Consider the following 23,495-nt stretch of genomic DNA (forward strand, 5'->3'; position numbering starts at 1 on the left):
GTCGATCTAGTTTGAATTAGCAGACTAGTTAGTCCGCTAAATATGTTTATCGACCTACCAACGGATTAACGAATGAGGGGAGAGCCGTCGGAAAAGGGTTTTGGGGTGAATCCCATTCCGATTGAATCGATTATTGTGGTCATTCCAATTGTAAAACCACCCGACTGATCCGGAGATATTTATTTGACGGACCAGTCAGTCTTGAAAATAATTGTTAGGGAATATATCATTTTGAGAACAAACAGGTTAAAGGACTGACCGAAACGTCAACCAGAAATATCACATGAGTTCCACCAAACCGAATCGGGGACGTCCTGTTGATGAGGGCCTCTGGGATCGTCGCACGGATGAGATCCTGGACACCGCGATCGATCTATTCGCCGAACGTGGCTACAACGGCGCCGATACCCAGGAAATCGCCAATCGGGTCGGAGTCGGAAAAGGAACCCTCTATCGTTACTTCCCCAGCAAAGAGAGCCTCTTCCTGGCAGCAGCGGATCGCGTGATGCGTCGACTGCAGGTCCATATCGATGAGAAAGCCTTCGAACAGACCGATTCGCTCTTGCAGATGCGGGTCGCTATCGGAGCATTTCTCTCCTTCTTCGACGCCAAGCCAGCCTTTGCCGAGCTCTTGATTCTCGAGCGGGCACTCTTCCGGGATCGCAAGACTCCCACATATATGGAACATCGGGAAAAGAACCGCACACGCTGGGAGCAGTTTTACCAGGAACTGATTGATCGCAAACGTATCCGGCCCATGCCACTGGATCGCCTGTCGACGGTCATGAGTGACCTCATCTACGGCACCATGTTCACCAATCACATTTCCGGTCGCGAAAAGTCGCTGCAGGAACAAGCTGATGGCATCGTTGATATTGTCTTCCACGGCATTCTGACCGAGGAAGAACGAATCCGTCAAAAGCCCGAATCATCGTCATCCACCTCTTCTTCATCACAGTGAGAATCAGACCATGTCTTTGTTCGTTCATCGACTGACGCGTCAGGTGATTGTCAGTCTGGCCAGGGCCAGTCTGTCAGTGTTGCTTCTGTCAGTGTTGTTACTGACGATGACGGGATGTCAGAAGTCCGACGCGCAAGCAGCGGATAATAAAGCCGCAGCCCCCGGCGCAAAACCAGGCGCAGCGGCTCCCCCGCCGCCGATCGTCAAAGTCAGCCTGCCGATCGTTAAAGAACTGTCCGAGTCACGCGAGTACACCGGTCATCTGGAACCAGTCGAATCGGTCGAAGTCCGTGCTCGCATCCGAGGTGTCCTCGAGAAGATTCACTTCGAAGAAGGGGCCGAAGTCGAGAAGGGGGCCTTATTATACGAGATCGATCCGAGTGAATTTCAGGCCGTCGTCGATGAAAAGGCCTCCGAGATCGGACGCCTGGAACATCAGGAAAAGCTGGCCGAATCCGAGGCTCAGCGTTCGACCGAACTTTTCGAGAAGACAGCCACGTCTCGCGAAGCCTGGGAATCCAAACAGACCGCTCTCCAGGTCGCCAAGTCCGAGTTGACAAAAGCCAAAGCCTCTCTGAGACAAGCTGAGATCAATCTAGGTTACACCAAGATCTATGCCCCGATTTCTGGTCGCGTTGGTCGTCGACTCGTGACTCAGGGGAACCTCGTCGGCCACAGCGAGCCCACCGTTCTCACGACCATCGTGAAGATGGACCCGATCTATGTGCACTTCGAAATCCCTGAACGAGACCTGCTCCGCTTCGCCCAGGTCAGCCAAGAGCAAAAGGGGAAATGGTCACTCATCGATGCACCGTTCGCGATCGGCCTGGAATCTGAAAAAGGCTTCCCGCATCCCGGTGTGATCAACTTCCGCGATAATCGTGTTGAGTCAGATACTGGAACTGTTCTTCTTCGCGGAACGCTGCCCAATCCGAACCGATACCTCGTTCCGGGTTTGTTTGCACGCATCCGTATTCCGGTCGGCGTTCCGACCTCGCGCATCCTTGTTCCCCAGACCGCACTCGCAGCTGAGCAGCGTGGTCGTTATGTCCTGGTTGTTGGCGAAGGCAATAAGGTCGAACAGCGCCTGATCACCATTGATCGCAACGTCGAAGAAAAAGGCTACATGGCTGTCAGCGAAGGAATTCAGCCGACGGATCGCATCATCGTCAGCGGCCTCCAGCGTGCACGTCCCGGAGTTCCGGTAACGCCAGAAATGGTTCCCGCTCCCGGAACAACTGCGCCTGCGGTCAAGCCACCAGTGATGACAACGGCTAAGTAAGTACGTGATGAAAACGCTCCCTCGCTGAAACGCCGTTGGCGGTCTAACAGCCGCGAACGGACAAGAACTCACTTTGAAGACCGCTGCGGTATTCCCATGATTTCGAAGTTCTTTATCGACCGTCCCGTCCTGGCGAACGTGATCGCGATCATTATGGTCATCCTCGGCGGGGTGGCGTTGTTCACACTTCCGATCGAGCAGTACCCGCGCATTACACCGCCAACCGTCCAGGTGACGACCTCCTATCCGGGAGCGAATGCCCAGGTCGTCTCCGATACCGTTGCTTCGCCAATCGAACAGCAGGTCAACGGGGTGGAAGGGATGATGTATATGTCATCTAACTGCTCAGCCGATGGTTCGTATTCGTTGACGATCACTTTCAACATCGGCGTCGATCTCGATACTGCTCAGGTTCTGGTCCAGAACCGCGTCGCGATCGCAGAGCCACTCCTTCCAGAAGAAGTCCGTCGACAGGGGATCGCGGTCAAGAAGCAATCGACCGACATCATCCTGGCCGCGTCGCTGACGTCTCGCGATGGAACCTTCGACAGTCTCTTCATGGCCAACTACGCCTCACTGCGAATTCGTGATGAACTGCGACGACTGGAAGGGGTCGGCGATGTCGATGTCCGCGGAGGGGCTGATTACAGCATGCGGATCTGGATGGACCCCGAAAAAATGGCGGCCCGCAACCTGACAACGCAAGACATCATCGATGCCATGCGCGACCAGAACGTCCAGGTCGCCGCGGGTCAGATTGGGCAGGCGCCTGCTCCAGAAAGCCAGTTGCTGCAGTTTCCCGTCACCGCCCTCGGACGACTCAGCGACGTCGAACAGTTCGAAGGCATCATCGTCAAGAAGCAGGATGGACGCGCCACGTATCTGCGCGATGTGGCGAGAATCGAACTCGGCGCCCAGTCGTATGATTCCTTCAGTATTCGGTCAGGTTATCCAGCGGTGACGATCCTCGTCTTTCAGCTTCCCGGAGCGAATGCGCTGGAAGTAGCCGAGCGGGTAAGAGCCGCCATGGAGCGACTGAAAGAAAAATTCCCCAAAGGTCTTGAATACATTATTCCCTTCGACACGACTAAGTTCGTCGAAGCAGGCGTCGAGGCGGTTTACCATACCCTGCTGGAAGCCGGCATCCTGGTGTTGCTGGTCATCCTGGTCTTTCTTCATGACTGGCGAGCAGTCCTCGTCCCTGCGACGACTGTCCCCGTGACCATCATCGGCGCCTTCGCACTCTTCCCGATGCTCGGCTTCTCAATCAACTTCCTGACTCTATTCGGCCTCGTTCTCGCGATCGGGATCGTTGTCGATGATGCCATCGTCATCGTCGAGAACGCAGCTCACCACGTCGAACGCGGATTGAATCCTCGCGATGCTTCCATCAAAGCCATGGAAGAAATGACCGGCCCTGTCATCAGTATTACCCTCGTCCTCGCGGCCGTCTTCTTACCGGCAGCCTTCCTCGGAGGGATCACCGGACAGCTGTATCGCCAGTTCGCATTGACGATCGCCGCCGCTGCGATCCTGAGCGCCATCAACGCATTGACTCTCAAGCCCGTCCAGTGTGCCGCGTACCTGCGACCACTCCCACCACCAGAAAAACGCAACTTCCTGATCCGTGGCTTCAACTACTGCTATGGCATTGTCGAAGCGATCTACATGTGGATTCTCAAGCTCTTCATCAGACTTGCACCACTGAGCGCATTAGCATTCGCAGCGATCCTCGTCGGCACCGCGATGTGGTATCGCTCCCTGCCGACAGGGTTTCTTCCGACGGAAGACCAAGGGTACATCCTCATCAGTATCCAGCTTCCAGACGGTGCCTCTCAAGCCCGTACCCGAACGATGGTCAACAAGATCGACGAACTGTTCTCCAAAGAACCCGGTATCGAGAACTGGCTGATCCTCGGGGGAACATCCATTCTCGATGGAACCCAGGCCCCCAATGCCGCAACGGCGTTTGCTGTCTTCAAAGACTGGAGCGAGCGCACAACGCCCGACCTACAGCAGAACGCCATCGTCGGACGTCTGGCAAAACAACTGAGTACCTACGAAGATGCCTTCATCATCCCCCTCGTCCCGCCCGCGATTCGCGGACTGGGACAATCCGGCGGGTTCCAATTGCAACTGGAAGATCGTTCCGACGTCGGCCGCAGTGAACTCTTCATGCGACTTCACGAAGTCATCGCCGCCGCGAAAACCCGGCCGGAGATCGGGATGGCTCAATCGACGTTCCGAGAAGGTGTGCCTCAGCTGTATGTCGACGTCGACCGCGTGAAAGCACAAAAACTCGATCTCGATCTCAACGACGTCTTCAACACTTTGCAGGCGAACATGGGATCGTTCTATACCAACGACTTCAACAAGTTCGGACGGACCTATCAGGTTCGTCTTCAGGCCGAGTCTGAATTCCGGAGCATGCCGGAGGATTTTGAAAGACTCCGTGTCCGAAACTCCAAAGGCAAGATGATCCCGATTGGCTCGGTACTGACGATCAAAGAGTCGTTCGGGCCGCAGGTCATCGCCCGTTACAACCTCTATCCGACGGCCTCGATCATCGGATCAGCCGCCCCGGGACGAAGTTCGGGTGAGGCACTCTCCGCGATGGAAGCGGTCGTCAAAGACGTCCTGCCGCAAACCATGGGAACCGAATGGACCGGCATGGCCTACCAGGAACAACTCATCGGCGGTCAGGCGATCATCGTCTTCTCACTGGCGGTGTTGTTGGTCTATCTGGTACTCGCTGCTCAGTATGAAAGTTGGATCCTCCCGTGGGCGGTCATTCTTGTCGTCCCCATCGGGGTTCTCGGTGTCGTCGCTGCGGTCTGGTTTCGAGCGATGGATAACAACATCTACACCCAGATCGGAACCGTTCTGATCATCGCCCTCGCGAGTAAGAATGCGATCTTGATCGTCGAGTTCGCTCGCGAACTTCGCATGAAAGGGATGACGATCCGCGAAGCCGCCCTCGAATCGGCTCGCCTTCGTTTCCGCCCGATCATCATGACCTCGTTCGCCTTCATCCTCGGCGTCGTCCCTCTGGTCAGAGCAACGGGGGCCGGAGCAGCCAGCCAGCAGTCACTGGGAACAGCTGTGGTCGGCGGGATGTTGACCTCAACAATCCTCGCGGTCTTCTTCGTGCCGTTGTTCTATGTCATCATGCAGGGCATTATCGAATGGCGCACCCCGAAGCCTGCTTCGAAGAAGAGTTCAGCCGATGACCATAGCCATCTGACCGAGAAGAAAGAACTATTGGTGACTCACTAAAGGCAGTCTTCGTAGGGTGCTGGTGAGTCTTCGAACCGCACCAATTGCGTCCACATGGGCCAAGCGGTGTTATAATCACCATTGATGAAGTTCGCTGAGCCTCATGAATACCCCAGGCAAAACGGTATCGAAAAATGTGTGGTCGCTACACGCTGCGTCTAACATCAGAACAACTGCAGGCAATCTTCAATTTCCTGCGCGAAGTCGAAGAGTGGCAACCACGCTATAACATCGCCCCATTGCAGAAGAATCCCGTTATCCGCATGGTCGATGGCAAGCGACACGCAACATCGCTTCGCTGGGGCCTCATTCCACCATGGGCACAGGACGACAAACTCAGCTTCAAGATGATCAACGCCCGCAGCGAAGAGATCGCCAAAAGTTACTCCGTGCCTCTCGAAAAACGTCGCTGCCTGGTCCTGACCGACGGATGGTACGAATGGCGAGACAAACAGCCATTCCACTTCCGTTTTCCCAACAACGTCCCCTTCGCTTTCGCTGGCATCTGGGAACGATGGAATAACATCGAGACCTACAGCATCTTCACAACATCATCATTCGGAACAGCATCGGAATACCACGAACGCATGCCGGTGATCATCCCGCCAGACGCGTACGATGTCTGGCTCGATTCAGAAATTGATGGACGCGAACTGGTGGAACCACTTCTGAAGCCATGGACCGGTCCGCTCGATGTCATCCCCGCGAATCCGATCGTCGGAAATGTGAGGAACGAAACGCCTGCAGTGTTGGAGAGAGTTCAGCGGTCGTTGTTTTAGCAATACTGATTGCTCATCAATCCCAATACTGCGCAATCTTCCTCTTGAGAAAATCAACACTCCGCTGCAACTGCTCCATCCCTTCGACACCGTCTTCAATACTGATCCAGCTGTCGAAGCCAACTCGCGTTAACTCCGTGAAGATCGCATCGTAATCGTTGAGTCCCTTGCCGATTTCGCCGTGGCGTAATCGCTTGGCATAGCCAACCGCTCCTCCTTCTTCGCGTCGCAGGTCTTCGATCGTCCCTTCGATCAGATACCGGTCACTGGCATGCATCGTCACCACGCGCGAGGAGACTCGTTTGAGCAACTCCATCGGATCTTCACCTGCGAGGTAAGTGTTGCTCGGGTCATAGTTCACGCCAAAGTTGGGATGATGAATGCGATCGACCAGCTGGCAGAAAACATCCATCTTCTGGGCAAACTCAGGAAACTCCCAGAAGTCATCTTTGTAATGGTTTTCCAGAATCAGCGTGATCCCACGTTCCTGCGCATACGGCAGACACTCCTTGATCGCCTCCGACGCCAATTCAAGCCCACGTTCAATCGAAATCTCTGGACGACGCTGTCCACTCAGAACCCGGCAGTAACGACCGCCCAGAGCATGCGTCATATCAATCCAGTGTTTCTGCTTGGCGATCTCACCGGCTCGAAGCGTATCATCCGGCTGCGTGAAATCGGGCGAGCAGCACATCATCGGAACGACCATGCCTTCGTTCTCGACCTCCTTGCGAAACCGAGTCCAGTTCCGCTCATCGGCCATCTCGAGAAACCCCGCATACCATTCCAGCCCATCGACCTTCAGCGGAGCCGCTAGACGGATCCACTCGGAGATGGACATCGAACCCTCTTTGCAGAGGGCTTGCATGAAGGCTTTTGGAAAGGCAGAAAGTTTCGGCATGGGATGTGTCCGCAAATTGCGACGTAAGAATGTCTCAGGGAGACTCATCGACAGGTCACGTTGCAGCAGCTTTCAACTGTGCTTTCAAGTCTTTCACCTGTTGATTCTCAGGCATCTGTTTGTAATACGGGTCCAGTGGGAAACAGCCCGAGATGATGCCGTTACGCGGAGCCGTGGTGCAGTCGCTGAAGGTCCGGCAGATCATCTTTTGGCTACGGGTATCGATGCCTTTCAGCGTATCAGCTGGCATGTTCCAATAGCTGAGGACCATGCGACCCAGGCCAATGAAGTCGACTTTGCCATCACGAACATTCGCCTGAGCAACGTGTGGCAGGTACTCCTGGAAGTAGGTGTAAGCACTCCCGACGATCGGAATATGCGGGACTGCTTTCTTCACCTCCGCAACCGCATCGATCTGGCGCACGCAGCCAACAAGCGGATCTTCCGGCGGCTGGTAACCATCCGATGGCGGGAAATAAGCAGGACGTTGCAGGTGCGGGTTGTAGTAGGGCGATGCAGCCGTCAGGTTGATCATCTGGACCTTGCCGGTTTTCCAGAGACGGTTAAGCAATTCGATCGGTTCAGACAGATCCATCGCAAACGGATCATCCGCCTTGGCTCCAAAGCTGCGATAACCGGCAGGAACTTCGTGTGGGATCCCCGGACCGTAAGTCCCAGACTCCTTATCGAAAGAAGAAGGTCGATACGGTGGCTGGTCGAACACCGACAGACGAACACCGATCATCAGGCCGGGACAGGCTTCGGAAACTTTCGCGACCAGGTCTCGGATATAGCGAGTCCGTCCTTCGAAGTCGCCTCCAAACTGCCCCGGACGATCATAAGCTGAGAGAAACTCATGCCCAAGATAACCATGGCAACACTTGAGGTCCACAAATTGAAAGCCAAGCTTCTGAGCCCGCTTCGCCGCGACGACATAAGCATCATGCAGCTGTTCGATCTCGCTGTCCGTCAGAACGACCTTGTCATCTTTGGGATCGATCCCGAACTTTGGATCGAGAACCGGATGATGATAAGCAATCCGCGGCTCAAGTTTCTTCTTGTCTTTGGGGCGACAGAAGCGTCCCGAGTGAGTCAGTTGCAAACCGACGAGCAGGTCTTTCGTCGAGCCAGTTCCAAACGAGGCTTCGTGGGTCGACATCAGTGTGTCGAGCAGCTTTTTGAGACCTGCTTCGGTCTCCGGGGAACTGATCAACTGGTTCGGATTGGCACGACCTTCGGGAACAACAGCGACCGCTTCGCCCCCCCAGATCAATTTCGCACCGGATGCACCAAAGTGTTCCCAGCGTCGAATGGTGTGTTCAGTCGGGTGCCCATCGGTCGTGCCGTCCCAGCCTTCCATAGGCTGAATACACCAGCGATTTCCAACGGTAAAGCCGCCGACATCAATTGGCTGAGCCAGTGGCGAACCGTCCGCAGCCGAGAGAACGCGGTCATCGACAGGTTGAGACAAGCCAAGTCCCGACAGGTACTGGCGAAAATCGTCGACAGTCTTTATCGCTGCAACACGTCGGTATGCCATAAATGAGTCTCCAACGAATGGGCTACCGTCCGCGAAGGTTCAACAGACGATCGGTGGATGCTGATAAAAGTCCGGTTCCAACAGAGTGAGTTTAGCGATACCTCACGCAATCGTCGACGACAACTGCACCATCGAAACTCAATGTGTTTCCGATGTAAAAACTTACTCAGCCGGCGCTGCGACGGCTTTCACCTCGGCTGGTTTGGCTTTGTAATAGTCCTGCGACATCCAACGGACGAGCAGATCCATTTCGTCAGCGCTGAGTTGAGTCTCGAAGTCAGGCATGGCATTGGTCGTCGCTCCATAGTGGGCTTTGTCGCCCGGTTTGGCGATGAAGGCCTTGAGCCATTCCTTGCTGCCATAGCGAGTCAGGACGGGGGCCGTCCCCACACTACCAAGAGCTTTGTCTTCACCCACAGGTTGAATCTGGTGGCAGTCAATACACGTCGTTTCAAATTCGCCATCGGTCAACTCGCCGAACTCAATCATGTCACGCCCTTTGGCAATCAAATCGGCATTCGTCAGCGACGCATCAGGACGACCAGTCTGGGCATAGAAGAATTCAAGCAACGCGTTAAGGTCGCTAGCATTCTCTGGCTTGAGCAGAACGTCTTTGTGGTCTTTCGCCCAGGCAGCCATATCGCCTCCAGTAAACGCATCCCCAATCGGCTCGCCATCGAGCTTCGCATTCACCGTGGAGGCGAAGAGCACGTCAAAATCAGTCAGAACAGCTTTCATCCATTCACGAGTCCCGAAGTTCGCCAAGTCCGGCGCAACGCCTTTGCCTTCGATCGGATGTCCCAGACCGTCGTGCCCATCCCACGGGTGACACGTCGCACAACGTGAGGCGTAGATTTTTGGCCCCTGAAGGAGGGGATCGGTACGCAGCAGCGTCAACGCCCCTTGCACCGGAATGCCCGCCGGAGCAAGGGCAAGCTCTGTCGCCCGTTCTGCCTGCTTCTCAGCCTGATGGTAGGCAGCCTGATATTCCTTACTCGCGGCATCTTCCTGCAGTGTCATGACGGTCAGGCCAATGATCCCTGCGAAGACCACACAACTGAAGACGATATTGAAATAGTACCCTGCTTTCGATCGTCCAATCAGCGGGAACAGCAGAATGACGACCGCGATCATCGTCGGAACATGAATCGCACCAAATGCGAGCCCCAGATGCTCGACGATCGGCGTCCGCAGAAAGCGAAACAAAAACAGGAAGTACCACTCTGGTCGAGCAGCCGAGTATGGCTCTGCCGGATCAGCGGCGGAGAAGAGATGCGCACCGTGAAACGTATAGACGAGTCCGAACAAGACTCCGATCAAAACCAGAGAACTCAGGCTGATCGTCATCAGCTGATCGGGCCAGAACCGAATCAGCTTCTTGGCCGGAACAGTCGCTGTAGCGGGGTGACGTTCGCGCAATCTCTTTAACAACGCCACATGAAGCACAAAGAAAATGAAGATCAGCATCGGGAAGACCGCAACGTGGAGGAAATGCAGACGCGTGATCGTCTGGTGTCCTTTGACGTTTCCGCCCTGAATGATCTGCTGCAAATAGGGCCCGATAACAGGAGCCGAGCCTGCGATGTTGGTAAAAACATCCGCCGCCGCGAATCCGCGCTGGTCCCACGGCAGCAGGTAGCCGGTGTGAGCCAGCCCCATCGTAAAGAGAATCAGCCCCAGAGTCGTCAGGTACGTCACTTCGCGCGGAGCCCGGTACGCCCCATCGAAAACAATCTTCAAGAAGAAGACAGCCAGTAACACCACCATCGACCCGGACGCAAAATGGTGAAGTCCTCGGAGAATCCACCCGCCGGCCATGATGTGCTGAATATAGAACGTACTTTCCCAGGCCGTCTGCGATGACGGGCTGTACGTCGAAGACAGGAACAACCCCGTGATCAACAGTACCAGAAAGTTGAAGATAACCAGCCAGCCCAAGAGATGTCGCAGGCGCTGAGACGATGGAATCGACCAGCGCGCGAACTCTTTTGCCACACTGACCAGACCCGTCCGGTCATCCAGCCACGACAGCAGTGAATTCATGAAATCTCGACTTTATCAGAGATGCCTTGACGATAATTTTTGAACTGGACCCAGACATCATTCCCCACGATATCGACATCAAGTTGATCGAGATCGCGCGGAGAAATCTCGTTGATCCGCTCGCCATCCGGTCCGAACTTGCCCATATGACACGGACACAAAAACCCTTCCCCGCCTGCAGTCGTTTCGACAGAGCAGCCCAGGTGCGGACAACGCGAATTCCAGGCAATAACCTGCTGGGGACCGATGAGCTTCAGGAAGACTCCCCCGACCGGGACATCATGAAAACAGTTCCAGGCATCCGTACAATCGGAGAAAACCTTGAACAGCTTCGGCTCGCCCTTCGCCAGTGAATCCAGCGATGCGACACGGACATAGCCCGGCTTGCCCGCGGAGGCCGCGTCCGTCGCTTGACCATCTGCTGGCGTATCTTTGCTGCGCAGGAGAGGGTCTAAAAAGACCGTCGCGCCCGCAATGATGGGAGCAGAAATCGCCGTCAAACCGGCACCGATCGCGATCGCCCCTTTGACGAAATCGCGTCGCGGAGCAGCCAAGGCAGTTTCATCGGTCAACGTCGTTGGTTGTTGTTCGGGAGAGGACATCACACAAGGTCTTTCGAACCAAAAGAAACATTCAGGCGGGACTTTGGTGGTGTGAAGACACGCGAGGATATTGAGGCAGGATTTTTATTATAAGCGAACGGGAAGGCGAATTCTCCCCCGCAAACCGCTTTTTTCGATGTAGAAATGATGGTCCTGTAGGGTCCGCTGTGCGGACCGTCAATTCGCGATGACCACATACGAGAAGGTTGAACGATCGAGAACCTTGCATGTCTTACGACAAACCGTATCCATTCACGGTCCGCAAAGCGGACCCTACGGAATCACTTTTGATGACGGTGGCGTCACCTGTAGCGGCGATTCCTTGGGAGAAATCTCGCTTTCCTTCTTCCCGATATCGTCGACTTCCGACAGGTCCATCGAACTGATGCGATCCAAAATCTGCTTGATCGCTTCGTCCAGCGAGGTATTCAAAACCGCCCCGGAGGCCTGTTTATGCCCTCCACCCCCAAATGTCTCAGCGAGCTTGGCGACGTTACTGCCCACACGACTGCGGAAGCTGGTTTTGATCGAGCGGTTCTGCTGTTCGACGCAGATAAACGCGATCTTTACGCCTGAGATTTTCAGACACTCATTGACGAAATTCTCGGTGTCCGTCGGATGCGACCCCGTTTCCGCAAGATCTTTCTGAGCAACAAACGTGAACGCCACCTTTCCTTCGAACGCCACCTGAACACGCTGCAGCACAATGCCAGACAGCTTCAGTCGAGCCAACGAAGCTTGCTCATAAAGCAACGTATAAAGATCCTGCGGATTGACTCCCAGTTCCATCAGTTCTGCAGCGATGCGGTAGGTCGAAGGCTTCGTCGCTGGAAATCGGAACCAACCGGTGTCTGTTGAGATCGCCGCGAACATGCAAAGGGCCTGAAATGCCGAAATGTCAGCCCCAACGTGTGTCAGGTATTGATAAACAAGGCAGCCAGTCGCCGGTTCGGTGACGTCTTTGAACTCGATAGCAGAGAGATCATCGCCAGAAATATGGTGATCGATGACCACTTTCTTCGACGCCGCGGTTTTCATCGCCTCCCCGACGCCAGAAAGCTGCTTCCAGGAGCAGGTATCAAGAACGAAGTGGATCTGAGCAGTCTGAATGACCTCAGCGGGGACTTGTCCGATCGTGGCGACTTTTTCCTCAGGATCGAGGAACATCAGGTGCTTGGGGCTCTGCCCCGGGTTCACGATGCGAACCTTCTTGCCAATCTGCTCCAGATAGATAGCAAACGCCATTTCCGATCCGAGAGCATCGGCATCAGGACGAATGTGCGAAGAAACGATGAAATGATCGTGTTCAGCGATCAGCGTTGAGAGAGGATTCCAGTTGATAGTCATTTCGACACTATAATCACCTCAGCTCGTGATGTTGAAGATCTTTGCCACGAATTCACGAGATTTCCGGACGGGTCAGGCCGATTGTTCGCCGCCAAAGGTGTTACAGTCCGCAAAACTTCCCCGGTCGCGCTGGAATTCCTGGTTCGAAAATTGAGAATTTCCCCCTGTTTGGGATATAACTTCCCCTCTTCCAACGGTTCCGAACATCGGTCCGTGCTCGAATGTCTTGCTCCAGAACGGTAGCATGCATTCATAAACGCCCCCACGAGCGTGACTATCCAGAACGTCCGTCCATCCTCCGAAAGCCTCCGCCATGATCGTCGTTTTAAAACCCAATACCACCCCAGAAGTCATCTCGGAGATTTCCGCACACATCGAAAGCCTGGGCTTTAAAGCACACGTCATTGTCGGCACTGAGCGAACCGTCATCGCCGCCGCAGGAGACGAACGCAAGAAACAGCTCGAACAAGTCGAATCCTTCGAAGCCGTCGAGAAAGTCCTGCCGATCCTCGCTGCCTACAAAATCGCCAGTAAAGAAACGAAGGCTGAGCCGACGATCGTTAAAGTCCTCGATCTGGTCATCGGCGGCGGCAATGTCGGCGTTATCGCAGGTCCCTGCTCGGTCGAATCCGAAGAGCAGATCGTCGAAACAGCCCGAGCCGTCAAGGCAGCCGGTGCCAAGGGACTTCGCGGCGGTGCTTTCAAACCACGCACGAGCCCCTACGCCTTCCAGGGCATGAAAGAAGAAGGCCTCAAGCTTCTCGCGACCGCTCGTCAGGAAACGGGCCTGGCTGTCGTGACGGAAGTCATGACCCCGCATCACGTCGAAATGGTCGCCCGTTACGCTGACGTCCTCCAGATCGGCGCCCGCAACATGCAGAACTACCACCTGCTGCAAGCCGTCGGCGAAGTCGACAAACCTGTCCTCCTCAAACGCGGCCCCTCAGCCAGCATGGAAGAATTCCTCCTCGCTGCGGAATACGTCCTCGACCAAGGCAACAAGAACGTCATTCTCTGCGAACGCGGGATCCGTACTTTCGAGACACATACCCGCTTCACCCTGCCTCTTGCCTCGGTCCCTTACCTGCACGAGAAGACCCACCTGCCTGTCATCATCGACCCCAGTCACGGCACAGGCAAAGCATCCCTGGTCCCGCCAATGTGCTTAGCCTCGATCGCCGCCGGTGCCGACGGGATCATCGTCGAAGTCCACCCCGACCCAGCCAACGCCGCCAGCGATGCTGCTCAGACAATCAACCCGAAGGTCTTTGCGGACACCCTGGAGAAATGCCGAGTCATTGCGAATGCATTGAACTTGAAAATGAACTGAATTTTTGGTTTCTATCAATCAAAAAAGGCCCAGCGATTCAAATCGCTGGGCCTTTTTTCACTGTCTGACCTCTTGATGCAGAATTATTCCACATATCCGACCTGCTCAACCTCAGAGACTTCCGCATCGTCATCGGATTTCTTCCCAAACGGCAGCTTATCAAATCGGGCGGCGATCTTGTCTTTGCGAGTCGTCAACGGTTCGGCTTGCTGTGGGGTGGCATAACCGACGAGTTGGCCCTGTTGATAGGTATGCTCGATCAACTGGTTCAGACGTGGCTCTTGCGTCCAGCTCTTGGTGACCGATTCATGATCGATCTGCAGGCTGAGTTCGGAGCAGGCGTAAGGGCGTTCCTGCTGGCCGAAGAAGCCGTTGTTGTTGAGTTCCGCCAGGAGCAAATCGAGTTGTTCTTTGCTTAGCGAAATTGTCCAGACTTCGTCGTCGATCTGGCTGGCTCGTGTTGTTGTGACCGCGTCCTGCTCTGCGTCACCTTTTCGGAACAACAGCGACTTCGTTCCATAAAGACGCTTATTAACGGCACGCTTAAAGGCGCCAGCATAAGACGTTTCAATCTCACCTGGTGCGAGTCGAGAAAGCTTCAACGTGACCTGAGCCTGGTCCTTATTGCCGTCCGGGTGTGGGTAAACCACGTGAACGCTGGCTTTGCTCCAGGCTGAAATCGCGGACGGAGTATCTGATTCGACTTCAAACAAATCAGACTCGCCCTTCTCTGCAGATACGAGTCGCGCTTCCTGCCAAGGTCGCGGTGGCTTCTGAAGACCAGACTGCGAATGGTTGACCTGGTAAGTCAGGTCGACTTTTTCGTACGACTTGACGTCGTCGCCACGTCGCCAAGTTTTGTTTCGGAGTGTCAGACTGGATGCTGTCTGACAACCACACACCAGAAGCATGCCGGCCAGCAAGACTGCTGCCATGACGTGCGGTGCGTAGCGCTGAGATTTACGGGCAAACCCATCCATGGTTGTCGTATCCTGAAAACAATCGACTTTGATCCGACGGATTTCGAACGTCGTGGATCAGTTTTTGTATCGACCGGCCTTGGGCAAACATCCCGGGGAAGAGCGGACAAACCAGACTCCAGAGGCAACCGCTTGCCAATTAGTGAAGCGTCATTGACCGTGCCGGTTATAACGCTGGTAGGGTCTTTAGCGGTTTATACGGTGGAAGCAGCTAACCTGTTACCCGCGTAGTCTGACAACCGTGCGCATTAAAACGGCTGCACTCTTTCGAGCGGACATTGTCTTGAAAAAATAGATCAAATAGGAAATCTAAAGATTGAATCGCTGGAAATAGGTACGATACGATGGACTGCAGACCCTTTCTGCGCCCTTATCGTCGATTCTCACGTTGCTTAACGCCTTCGCGCGAAAAGCTGCGTTTTGATCTGTATGTTGCCCTTGTGACCCTAGTTGAGGCACGGCCGCTCATGAGCATTTCTTTGGACTTCCGTCAAATCGCCTCCGTTGTCAGCACGGCCATGTTCGGCCTGATGTTCGTCGCAGCGATGTCTGCGAACAGCCACGGCGCTGAGCCGAAAAAAGGGCTGATCAAGAAACCGATGTTCGACCCGAATGCAGAACAGGTCGACTTCTTCGAGTCGGTCGAGCAGGGCAAGATCGAATACAAACTGATCATGAAAGATCAGTTCCACGGCAACATCATGCTCGAGAATAAGACGGACGAAACACTCACCGTCAAATTCCCCGAAGCCATGATTGCCTCGCCCGTCCTGCCACAATTCGGCATGGGCGGCGGAATGGGTGGTATGGGTGGCGGAATGGGCGGCATGGGCGGTGGTATGGGAGGCATGGGCGGCGGCGGTGGTCAGCAAACAACTGGCGGCGGAACCGGTAACCAGGGTGGTGGTGGTGGCGGACTCGGTGGTGGTGGTGCTGCCGGTGGTGCGGGTGGCGGCGGATTCTTCTCTGTTCCACCAGAAAAAATCGCACTCGTGCAGATGAATACCGTCTGCCTGGAACACGGCAAGAAAGACCCGACTCCAAAGACCGAATACCGACTCTACAAAGTCGAAGAATACTCCAAGGACCCTGTTCTGGCTCAACTGCTGCCAATGGTTTCACGCGGCGAAATGCCACAATGGACAGCTCAAGCGGCTGCCTGGCACATCTGCAACAAAATGAGCTGGCAGGAATTGGCTAACAAGCGCATTGAAGCCATGGGAGTTGCTCCTCAGCCAATGTTCAACCAAGCTCAACTGATGGCTGCTTCCAACATGACTGCTCTGGCTCAAGGCCTGGCACGCGAAGAAGCCGCTAAGAACAAAGACAAGGCCGAAGACCAACAACCAGCCAAACCATCACGCGTTTCACAGATGTTCAACAATCGATAACGAGATTGTTGGGACTCACGATTCAGAAAAAAAGGCCGTCGAGATTTCGACGGCCTTTTTTCGTTTTGCTCTTTTCCTCAACAGTATCTACCAGTCGAATTTGGCACCGAGCGATAGACCGTCGACCCACATGTCCTGATAGTGAGTTTTCGCGACAATGCCAGCAGGTTCTGTCGCAGAAGGATTACCGTAATCATAGGTAATGATTTCGTCTGCCCGAACGACTCGGCCAACCCACATGAAGTCGTAGGAGATCGTCAAGGTCAAGTGGTCGCGAACGCGCACTTCGCCGTAGGCACGCAGATCAAAAGTGGGCGAAAACTTATAGGTCCCGACTTCGGTTGTTTGATCAACGTCATTGAATCCGGTTGCGGAATTCGAAGCCACGTCAGAAGCAGCAACGGTCCCGTCCCATTTGTTGAAACCCATACCAAAGCGAGGGTCCAGGCCAATACTAAACCACTCATGTCGGAACTCGGTTCTAAGCCCGACCTGTGGCGTGAAAATATGGTTCTGAGTGATCGAGTCAATCGCCGAATTGACGGTGACCGAGTTTGCGATCGTTGACGTATAAGTACCGCGTTGTCGCATGTTTTCGCGAACATTCAAATACTTCGTTCCAAACAAGGCAGCCATCCGAAAACCGAGATCGCGGTCTCGGATATTCCAGACTAAAGCATTATTGGTTCCCCAGACCTGGGTGTCGTACTCGGCCTGGAATCGATCATAGTAAAGGATATGATCGTTGCTGGGTGCCCCATTCACCGAGAGCGGGCGGACGAAGACATTCGGAACATGGGAGTAAATTGGATCGCCGTTGGTATCGACAACAACATCACCATTATTGTCACGCAGCAGTTGTGTCATTGAGGAGACGGTGCTGTTCGAATCGAACCGATCACCTGCCTGATCCAGAACGAAGAAACTGGCTTCCAGTCCCCCGAAGCTGGTATCGAGTCCGACCGTACTTCGGAATCCGTTCACGTTGGAGAAGTCAAAACCGCCCGTGTCAAAGGTCCTCGCGACCGCCTGAAAGAAGCCATCAGGAGCAAGGACTGGATCAGCCTGATTGACCGATAAATCGGTTGTCAGAAACTGGTCTTCCCCAAAGGTTCCGCCCCCTGCATCAACGACATAAAATGGCTGCGTAATATCTCTGACTCCCGGAAGCGATGCACCGACCGGGGTATCGCCCAGGTCAGAAATGTTCCAGTGGAGATATTCCATCTTGATCCACGTGTTTTTGAACATCGTGATGATCAAGTCATCCACCAGCGGTTGATGTTCCACTTCATCGTAGTACGGAACACGTTCGTAGTTTGAAGGCACGACCCCGCCAGGACCTGGATAAGCTGGTCCATTCATCATTTCCGGGGGGCAATACTCAGGGTAGGATGCGCCCTGCTGCTGCATGGGCATCGAATACGGCTGAGGGTAATAGGCCGGGGGTGCGCCGTTATACATTCCGGCTGGCTGAGCATACTGAGGTCCCTGCGCGAAGGCATTTTCCGAGATGGCAGACGCCACCGCCAACCCGCATCCGGTCGCGATGACGGCTTTTCGCCAGCTCTTCCACATTGAAGTGGTTTTCACAGCCGTTGCCGACCTCGATCGTCCTGATTGTCCTGGCCAGAAGTTCATGCGCTGCCTCTTGAGCGGTCGTGAGGGTCTGCCAATGGGCCGACATCGAGATTACAGGAAAGACTTTCCATCCGCTGGCATCCATGCAAGCAGCTGAAAAGTCGCTATGTCAGACTGTACCGATTGTGAGGATGGTACGGTCTGTAACTGCTATATCGGTTATGACCCGGGAGAAGTTGACTCAATCCGCCTGCTCGCGTGAATTTGTGATGTCTATAGGGATTGTTTTGGTCATACCGAGAAAGTACCTTGAACCGGTCCTGACGATGATTTCGCCAAGTTCTCATGAACATCAACGAGGGATTGGCCGATCCAAGGCCATGGAGAGACTCCCCAAAATCACCTCATCAATCAATAAAGCCAGGGTAAAAGGAATGCGAGCCAAGGAACTGACAACAGAACTTGTTCGCTTTCCGTCTGTCAGCTCGACCTCGAATAGCGAGGTAACGTCTTATGTTGAAGACATCCTGACCGGCTGGAGTTTCGACTGCGAGCGAGTGGAATATGTTGACAATAATGGAGTTACGAAATCCTGCCTGATTGGGAAACGGGGCAGCGGATCGGGTGGGCTCGCTTACTTCTCGCATACAGATGTCGTCCCAGCCGTAATATGGAAGGGCCCATCCGGCGGAACTGCCTTTCAGACAACGGAGGCTGAGGGCAAGTTATATGGTCGCGGGAGTTGCGACATGAAAGGATCTCTGGCCTGCTGGCTGACTGCAGTCGAGCAGACGCTGACATCAACCTGGAAGCAGCCTGTCTATGTCGTCTGCACATCAGACGAAGAAGTCGGCTATGTCGGTGCAACGCATGTTGTCGCCAAGTCTCAGATTTACCAGGAAATGGTCCAGCGCCAGGTCGTCGGGGTCATTGGCGAGCCGACGACGCTGGAAGTCGTTCATGCACACAAAGGGATCCATTGCTTCAAGGCAATCTCCCACGGGATCGCGGCTCATTCGAGCTCAGCAGAGGGCCTGAGTGCGAATCTTGCGATGATTCCATTTCTCAGCGAGATGAAAGCCATCCACGACGAAACTTCTTCTGATCCAAAGTGGCAGAACGACAAGTTTGATCCTCCGATCATCAGCTGGAATATCGTTTTTCATGATGAAAAAACAGCCTCGAACGTGAAGCCCGCTCGATCGATCTGCCAGGTTCTCTTTCGCCCCATGCCGGGGCAGTCTCCCGGGGAGTTGATGGAACGAGCCAGAGCAGCTGCAGAGCGATATGGCATCGAGTTTCAGGTTCGTTCAGAGTTTCCGCCGTTGTGGGTAGAACCTGACGCGCCGCATATTCAAACAATGCTCAAACTCTGCGGAAAACAAAAGGCCCAGACCGTCTGCTACGGCACAGACGGAGCCGCCTTTGCGGACTTAAAAAAGCTGGTCGTCTGCGGACCGGGAAACATTGCGCAGGCTCATACTGTCGATGAATGGATCAGTCTTGAGCAACTCAAACTCGGGACAGAAGTCTACGCAAAGATGATTGACGAGTTCTGTATCAGCTAATCGAAGTAAAATCGAGCTTTCAAGGGCGTCTGTTATTGAACAGGCTGGGATCAAAGGCGTCGGTTTTGTGGTCGCGTCGTGCTTTTTCCAGTGTTGCTTCGATTTCACGAGCTTTCGCGGCTTCCTTCGAGAGTGCGGCTGCCGACTGGGTCTGCTCAAAACTGGCCTGCTGGATGGGCGTCGTGAGGTGATTCACGCCCGGTATTTTCTTGGCGATCGTGGTCTCAGAGGCCAGCGGGATCGCGGCATGTTTGCCGTAGGACTTCGTCCAGGTGGTGAAAACATCGAGGCGCTCCTTGCCGAACGGCCCCGGGAACAGGACGCCGGGGTGGACGTCGTTTTTTCCAGTAACAAGAGTGTTGAATTGCTCAATGCTTCCCGCGCGATTCATGGCATCAGCTAATTCAGACATGTTCTGTTCCAGGCGAGCCCGATACATCCCTCCATCGCGAGGAAGGTGCAAGAACACGAATTCGCGATTGGTCGTCGGGTCATGACAACCGCCTTTGCCACAATTGGTGGCCAGAACAGGCTGCATCTTCTGAAACTCACTGGCAAGTTCTTTCGGAAGATTCGCCAGCGGAGTGACTTCGACTTCGACGCTTTGGATCAGGATCTTGTTGCGTAGTTCGTCGTGAGATTTCGTTGCTTTTAAGGAATCGATGAACGGTGAATCGCTCGATTTACCGACGTCTCCATCTCGGGGGGCGAATTTCTTGGCCAGTTCAGCAGCTGCAGTATGTTTGGGATCTCGCGTCAGAGCTTCGGCGAGTTCGCGTTGTGTTTGCGGATAAAGGCCGTGCTGGTAGCACCACCGAGCGAGTTGAAAGTGAGAATCTGCGGTCGTTTTGAGCTGGTTTTTCGCCGCAAACTGCTCCATTTCCTGGGACATAAGTCGATAGGCATCTTCGAGACTTTCCGCGACACAGCGGACTTGGCCCGGATTGACCAGTTCCGTCCGACCGTTGCTGATGAGTCGGTATCCAAACTGGTTTGGTTCGACTGTCCCGATGAACGTTGAGCCATCATTGGAGACAAGGACGCGCAAGGTTGGCTCTTCGGCATGGAGTGTGCAGAACGTGCTCAACAGGGCTGACAGCACCGCGATCTGGAAGATCCGATTCACGTTAAATAGAGAGAACATCTTCTGCGACATAGGTTTACATCCAAATACGTCGAAGAGGGGTGGTTTTTGAGAATTGACGTCGCGAATTGCATCAGAAAGAGAGGTTGGGCTCCAGAGCAGATTGCTCAGCGAGCAGGGAGTTGTCAGTTTGTTAAAATTTTTGGACCGAAGAGTCGATGTAATTCTGACTTTTCCAAACTCCCGTCTCCCAATACACTTGCAGGATCGTTGCTTTGGGTGGCCAGTGAATTCAGGCCAGCCAGGCAATCCAGGATGATCTCTTTGTCGGGACGACATACGACATCCCTTGCCCCCGACGAATACTCACCAAGGACGTACAAACGATGACAATTCCTCGATTCGCCTTTTCAACTCTCGTGCTGATCGCCAGCGCTCAATTTGCGTCAGCACAGGCACCAGCCGCCGCTGCTCCTGAACCCCCCAAAGTCACGGTCCTGCAACCCGGCGTTGACCGCTTGCTGGAAGACCTGGAGTTCATGGTCGCTAAACTCGGCGGAGATGCCGCCGCATGGAAGAATAAGGTCGAACCGAACCTGAATGTGTTCATGCCGGGGATTGATACCAAGCGACCCATCCGAGTCGATGTCATTCTCGACCCGAATGCGAAGAAAGAGCAGTACCGCACGAGCTTTCCGGTCAACAATCTGAACAACTTTCTCCAGAGGAATTTGAAGCCACTGGGGGTCAATTACATTCAGATTCAACGCAACTTCTTCAAGTTAGCAGGCGCTTACATCGGCTTCGCCCGTTATGAAGAGAATGCCGCCAAAGAAGGGTACGCGAACTTCGCAGAAGACCAAAAACTGATCCCGCCAAAATACGATCCGATGCAGGGTGTCAATCTGGCGGATTTTGCCAACAAAGACTGGATCGTCGGATTCGAGAATGATCCGGACAATCCAGCTGGCATGGCTGACCGTGCGAAATCGATGACCACTCTCAAGACAAACCTGATGGCAGGAATCGTCAAGAAGAAGGATGAGTCCGAAGGGGTCTACAATCTTCGAAAGATTGGTGCAGAACAACAGTTGGAAGAGATCGAGCGATTCTTCGCAGAGTCTGCCAAAGTCGGCGCCGACTGGAATACGGATATCAAAACGTCACTGGGCACCGGGAACCTGACCCTGACAGCGATTCCTGGTACATCACTCGAAAAGAGCATTGATGACCAGGCAGCTGCTCCGAGCAAGTTTGCGACGATGGCCGTCGATGCGAATGCAGCCTCTGCTCTGCGTGTCAATTTCGCGTTGGATGAACTTCGCATCAAGCACCTGACGGTCTTCTATGATGCTCTGCGTAAGCCCATGGAAGAGAAGATTCCCTCTGTCAAGAAATGGGATGACACACAGAAAGAAGCTGCCAAGTCTCTGGGCAACAAGTTCCTCGACATGCTCAAAGACGGCCTGACCGCCAAAGTGGTCGATGGCTTTTATGATGCTCATGCCGTCGGAGATTCTTACGAAGTCATCGGTGGATTCCTCGTCACCAAGCCCGACCTGATGAAGCAGATGGTCGAGGACTACCCGAAACTGGAGAAATTTGCCAAGACCACGATGAACGTCGATACCGAATCGGGTGTCGAGATTCACAAGGTGGAAGTCGATGGAGAGATCTCTCCAGGATTCGCCAGTCTGTTTGGAACGAAAGCCGTCGTCTTTATTGGAACTGGCAAAGACACGGTCTGGTTCTCAGTCGGCGAGAATACTCTGGCCAAGCTGAAAGAATCGATCAAGAAGGTCAGCAGTGCAGAAGCAGGTCCTGCTGATGGTCGCATGATTTATTACCATGCTCACCTGCTCGCGATTGCCAAAGCCGTTGATGCACAGTCTAAGAACAAAGACAGCGAGCCATTCCGCAAGCAGATGGTCGCAGGGCTGGCTGCTGGCGATGACTACGTTCAGGTGACTTTGGACCGTAAAGAAAAGACGATCGTGGGTGTCGCAGAAGTTCGTGCAGGGCTTCTGGCTGCCATTGGTCGCATTATTGCTGAGTTCGCGAATTCGAACCTGTAAGCCAACTCATAAGATTCCGCTGAATTTTGAACCGACGGGTGATGCCAGTCACGCCCGTCGGTTTTTCTTTTGTTCGGGATGGGTTACGCTGGAGACGAATTTTGACATTTTGAATTTGAATCAGTGCGACTGCCTCCTCTAATTCCTGGTCTTTCCACCAACTTTCTCGTGAATGGCCGCTCACCCAATGCAGTGAGCCTGGCGAAAATTCTCAAACTGACGAGTCATGACAACACCTGCCCCGAATCAACCTCTGCCTCCCGATGAAGCCTGGCTGGAACGCAACTGGGCGTGGGCACTGCCGTCGGGATGCTTGTCGATGCTGGTGTTCATCGGAGGGTGTGGAGGGTTGATGTACTGGGGCGGGATTCAAGGGGTCAAAAACAGTTCGCCCTATCGCGAAGCAGTGGAAGCAGCGATCAAGAATCCGGAAGTCGTCGAATCGTTGGGAGAGCCAATCCAGACGGGCATGCTCGATGAGACGGCTGTTGTGACTAAGAATGAAAAAGACAACACCATCACGGCGAAATTCACGATCCCGATGACCGGATCCAAGTCGACCGGGGGTTTGTACCTCGAAGCGGATGCGACAGCGGAGCAGAAGTGGACTTTCAAAGAACTGACGTTCCGACTGGCCAATTCGCCACAGGTGATCAATTTGATGCAGGAACTCCCTCCCGAACTGATTCAACAGGTTTTGATTCCGGCAGAGCCTGCCAAACAGGAATAGCCAATCGGCGCCAAGTGTTGCGATT

At 54.1% G+C, this 23,495-nt stretch carries 17 protein-coding genes; 9 read left to right on the forward strand and 8 right to left on the reverse strand.

Annotated elements, in window-relative coordinates:
• The first annotated feature begins 283 nt into the window (after positions 1-283).
• The 4 genes from SH248x_RS02275 (at position 284) to SH248x_RS02290 (ending at position 6,298) form a co-directional block, all read left to right on the forward strand.
• Positions 284-961 (forward strand): TetR/AcrR family transcriptional regulator, encoded by a 678-nt coding sequence (locus tag SH248x_RS02275; RefSeq protein ID WP_459556897.1) that lies wholly within the window; start codon positions 284-286, stop codon positions 959-961.
• Between the two features lie 10 nt (positions 962-971).
• The gene (locus SH248x_RS02280; RefSeq protein ID WP_459556898.1) at positions 972-2,243 is read left to right on the forward strand and encodes an efflux RND transporter periplasmic adaptor subunit; all 1,272 of its coding nucleotides are present in this window, start codon (positions 972-974) and stop codon (positions 2,241-2,243) included.
• 96 nt (positions 2,244-2,339) lie between these two features.
• Entirely contained in the window at positions 2,340-5,519 is a 3,180-nt protein-coding gene (locus tag SH248x_RS02285) for an efflux RND transporter permease subunit (RefSeq protein WP_459556899.1), read from the forward strand.
• A 134-nt stretch (positions 5,520-5,653) separates the two neighbouring features.
• The gene (locus tag SH248x_RS02290) at positions 5,654-6,298 is read left to right on the forward strand and encodes an SOS response-associated peptidase (RefSeq protein ID WP_459556900.1); all 645 of its coding nucleotides are present in this window, start codon (positions 5,654-5,656) and stop codon (positions 6,296-6,298) included.
• A gap of 16 nt (positions 6,299-6,314) precedes the next feature.
• Here the strand turns inward: SH248x_RS02290 and SH248x_RS02295 are convergent, their stop codons facing one another.
• The 5 genes from SH248x_RS02295 to SH248x_RS02315 all read right to left on the reverse strand — a co-directional run bounded on the left by SH248x_RS02295 (position 6,315) and on the right by SH248x_RS02315 (position 12,731).
• Positions 6,315-7,199 (reverse strand): sugar phosphate isomerase/epimerase family protein, encoded by an 885-nt coding sequence (locus SH248x_RS02295; RefSeq protein WP_459556901.1) that lies wholly within the window; start codon positions 7,197-7,199, stop codon positions 6,315-6,317.
• Positions 7,200-7,254: 55 nt separating this feature from the next.
• A complete protein-coding gene (locus SH248x_RS02300; RefSeq protein WP_459556902.1) occupies positions 7,255-8,739 on the reverse strand; it encodes a beta/alpha barrel domain-containing protein in 1,485 nt (494 codons plus the stop codon).
• A 162-nt stretch (positions 8,740-8,901) separates the two neighbouring features.
• The gene (locus SH248x_RS02305; RefSeq protein ID WP_459556903.1) at positions 8,902-10,782 is read right to left on the reverse strand and encodes a cytochrome b N-terminal domain-containing protein; all 1,881 of its coding nucleotides are present in this window, start codon (positions 10,780-10,782) and stop codon (positions 8,902-8,904) included.
• Complete coding sequence (locus tag SH248x_RS02310; protein ID WP_459556905.1) at positions 10,779-11,384, reverse strand: QcrA and Rieske domain-containing protein; 606 nt, start codon at positions 11,382-11,384, stop codon at positions 10,779-10,781. Before SH248x_RS02310 ends, SH248x_RS02305 begins: the two co-directional genes overlap by 4 nt.
• Before the next feature lie 273 nt (positions 11,385-11,657).
• A complete protein-coding gene (locus tag SH248x_RS02315) occupies positions 11,658-12,731 on the reverse strand; it encodes a DHH family phosphoesterase (protein ID WP_459556906.1) in 1,074 nt (357 codons plus the stop codon).
• Between the two features lie 313 nt (positions 12,732-13,044).
• On the opposite strand from SH248x_RS02315, the gene aroF reads away from it, so the two are divergent.
• The gene (gene aroF / locus SH248x_RS02320) at positions 13,045-14,061 is read left to right on the forward strand and encodes a 3-deoxy-7-phosphoheptulonate synthase (protein ID WP_459556907.1); all 1,017 of its coding nucleotides are present in this window, start codon (positions 13,045-13,047) and stop codon (positions 14,059-14,061) included.
• A gap of 83 nt (positions 14,062-14,144) precedes the next feature.
• Here the strand turns inward: aroF and SH248x_RS02325 are convergent, their stop codons facing one another.
• Positions 14,145-15,041: a hypothetical protein gene (locus SH248x_RS02325; RefSeq protein ID WP_459556908.1), complete on the reverse strand. Its 897-nt coding sequence runs from the start codon at positions 15,039-15,041 to the stop codon at positions 14,145-14,147.
• 467 nt (positions 15,042-15,508) lie between these two features.
• On the opposite strand from SH248x_RS02325, the gene SH248x_RS02330 reads away from it, so the two are divergent.
• Entirely contained in the window at positions 15,509-16,432 is a 924-nt protein-coding gene (locus SH248x_RS02330) for a hypothetical protein (protein WP_459556909.1), read from the forward strand.
• A gap of 87 nt (positions 16,433-16,519) precedes the next feature.
• On the opposite strand, the gene SH248x_RS02335 is transcribed toward SH248x_RS02330, so the two are convergent.
• Positions 16,520-18,073 (reverse strand): BBP7 family outer membrane beta-barrel protein, encoded by a 1,554-nt coding sequence (locus tag SH248x_RS02335; RefSeq protein ID WP_459556911.1) that lies wholly within the window; start codon positions 18,071-18,073, stop codon positions 16,520-16,522.
• 374 nt (positions 18,074-18,447) lie between these two features.
• Between SH248x_RS02335 and SH248x_RS02340 the strand changes: the two genes are divergently transcribed.
• Positions 18,448-19,581: a M20 family metallopeptidase gene (locus tag SH248x_RS02340; protein WP_459556912.1), complete on the forward strand. Its 1,134-nt coding sequence runs from the start codon at positions 18,448-18,450 to the stop codon at positions 19,579-19,581.
• A 19-nt stretch (positions 19,582-19,600) separates the two neighbouring features.
• On the opposite strand, the gene SH248x_RS02345 is transcribed toward SH248x_RS02340, so the two are convergent.
• Positions 19,601-20,737 (reverse strand): hypothetical protein, encoded by a 1,137-nt coding sequence (locus SH248x_RS02345; RefSeq protein ID WP_459556913.1) that lies wholly within the window; start codon positions 20,735-20,737, stop codon positions 19,601-19,603.
• Between the two features lie 314 nt (positions 20,738-21,051).
• Between SH248x_RS02345 and SH248x_RS02350 the strand changes: the two genes are divergently transcribed.
• Positions 21,052-22,740, forward strand: coding sequence for a hypothetical protein (locus SH248x_RS02350; protein ID WP_459556914.1), 1,689 nt, complete (start codon positions 21,052-21,054; stop codon positions 22,738-22,740).
• A gap of 226 nt (positions 22,741-22,966) precedes the next feature.
• A complete protein-coding gene (locus SH248x_RS02355; RefSeq protein WP_459556915.1) occupies positions 22,967-23,470 on the forward strand; it encodes a Coa1/Tim21 domain-containing protein in 504 nt (167 codons plus the stop codon).
• Positions 23,471-23,495 lie beyond the last annotated feature (25 nt).

Source organism: Lacunimicrobium album (assembly GCF_052161635.1).
Lineage (GTDB): Bacteria > Planctomycetota > Planctomycetia > Planctomycetales > Planctomycetaceae > SXPC01.

Excerpts from the sequence above, each read along its gene's own strand:
- SH248x_RS02325 (WP_459556908.1), bottom strand. The coding sequence starts at position 15,041 with ATGGATGGGTTTGCCCGTAAATCTCAGCGCTACGCACCGCACGTCATG.
- SH248x_RS02290 (WP_459556900.1), top strand. The coding sequence starts at position 5,654 with ATGTGTGGTCGCTACACGCTGCGTCTAACATCAGAACAACTGCAGGCA.
- aroF (WP_459556907.1), top strand. The coding sequence starts at position 13,045 with ATGATCGTCGTTTTAAAACCCAATACCACCCCAGAAGTCATCTCGGAG.
- SH248x_RS02355 (WP_459556915.1), top strand. The coding sequence starts at position 22,967 with ATGACAACACCTGCCCCGAATCAACCTCTGCCTCCCGATGAAGCCTGG.
- SH248x_RS02310 (WP_459556905.1), bottom strand. The coding sequence starts at position 11,384 with ATGTCCTCTCCCGAACAACAACCAACGACGTTGACCGATGAAACTGCC.
- SH248x_RS02275 (WP_459556897.1), top strand. The coding sequence starts at position 284 with ATGAGTTCCACCAAACCGAATCGGGGACGTCCTGTTGATGAGGGCCTC.
- SH248x_RS02280 (WP_459556898.1), top strand. The coding sequence starts at position 972 with ATGTCTTTGTTCGTTCATCGACTGACGCGTCAGGTGATTGTCAGTCTG.
- SH248x_RS02295 (WP_459556901.1), bottom strand. The coding sequence starts at position 7,199 with ATGCCGAAACTTTCTGCCTTTCCAAAAGCCTTCATGCAAGCCCTCTGC.
- SH248x_RS02285 (WP_459556899.1), top strand. The coding sequence starts at position 2,340 with ATGATTTCGAAGTTCTTTATCGACCGTCCCGTCCTGGCGAACGTGATC.
- SH248x_RS02340 (WP_459556912.1), top strand. The coding sequence starts at position 18,448 with ATGCGAGCCAAGGAACTGACAACAGAACTTGTTCGCTTTCCGTCTGTC.
- SH248x_RS02330 (WP_459556909.1), top strand. The coding sequence starts at position 15,509 with ATGAGCATTTCTTTGGACTTCCGTCAAATCGCCTCCGTTGTCAGCACG.
- SH248x_RS02300 (WP_459556902.1), bottom strand. The coding sequence starts at position 8,739 with ATGGCATACCGACGTGTTGCAGCGATAAAGACTGTCGACGATTTTCGC.
- SH248x_RS02305 (WP_459556903.1), bottom strand. The coding sequence starts at position 10,782 with ATGAATTCACTGCTGTCGTGGCTGGATGACCGGACGGGTCTGGTCAGT.
- SH248x_RS02335 (WP_459556911.1), bottom strand. The coding sequence starts at position 18,073 with ATGAACTTCTGGCCAGGACAATCAGGACGATCGAGGTCGGCAACGGCT.
- SH248x_RS02350 (WP_459556914.1), top strand. The coding sequence starts at position 21,052 with ATGACAATTCCTCGATTCGCCTTTTCAACTCTCGTGCTGATCGCCAGC.
- SH248x_RS02315 (WP_459556906.1), bottom strand. The coding sequence starts at position 12,731 with ATGACTATCAACTGGAATCCTCTCTCAACGCTGATCGCTGAACACGAT.
- SH248x_RS02345 (WP_459556913.1), bottom strand. The coding sequence starts at position 20,737 with ATGTCGCAGAAGATGTTCTCTCTATTTAACGTGAATCGGATCTTCCAG.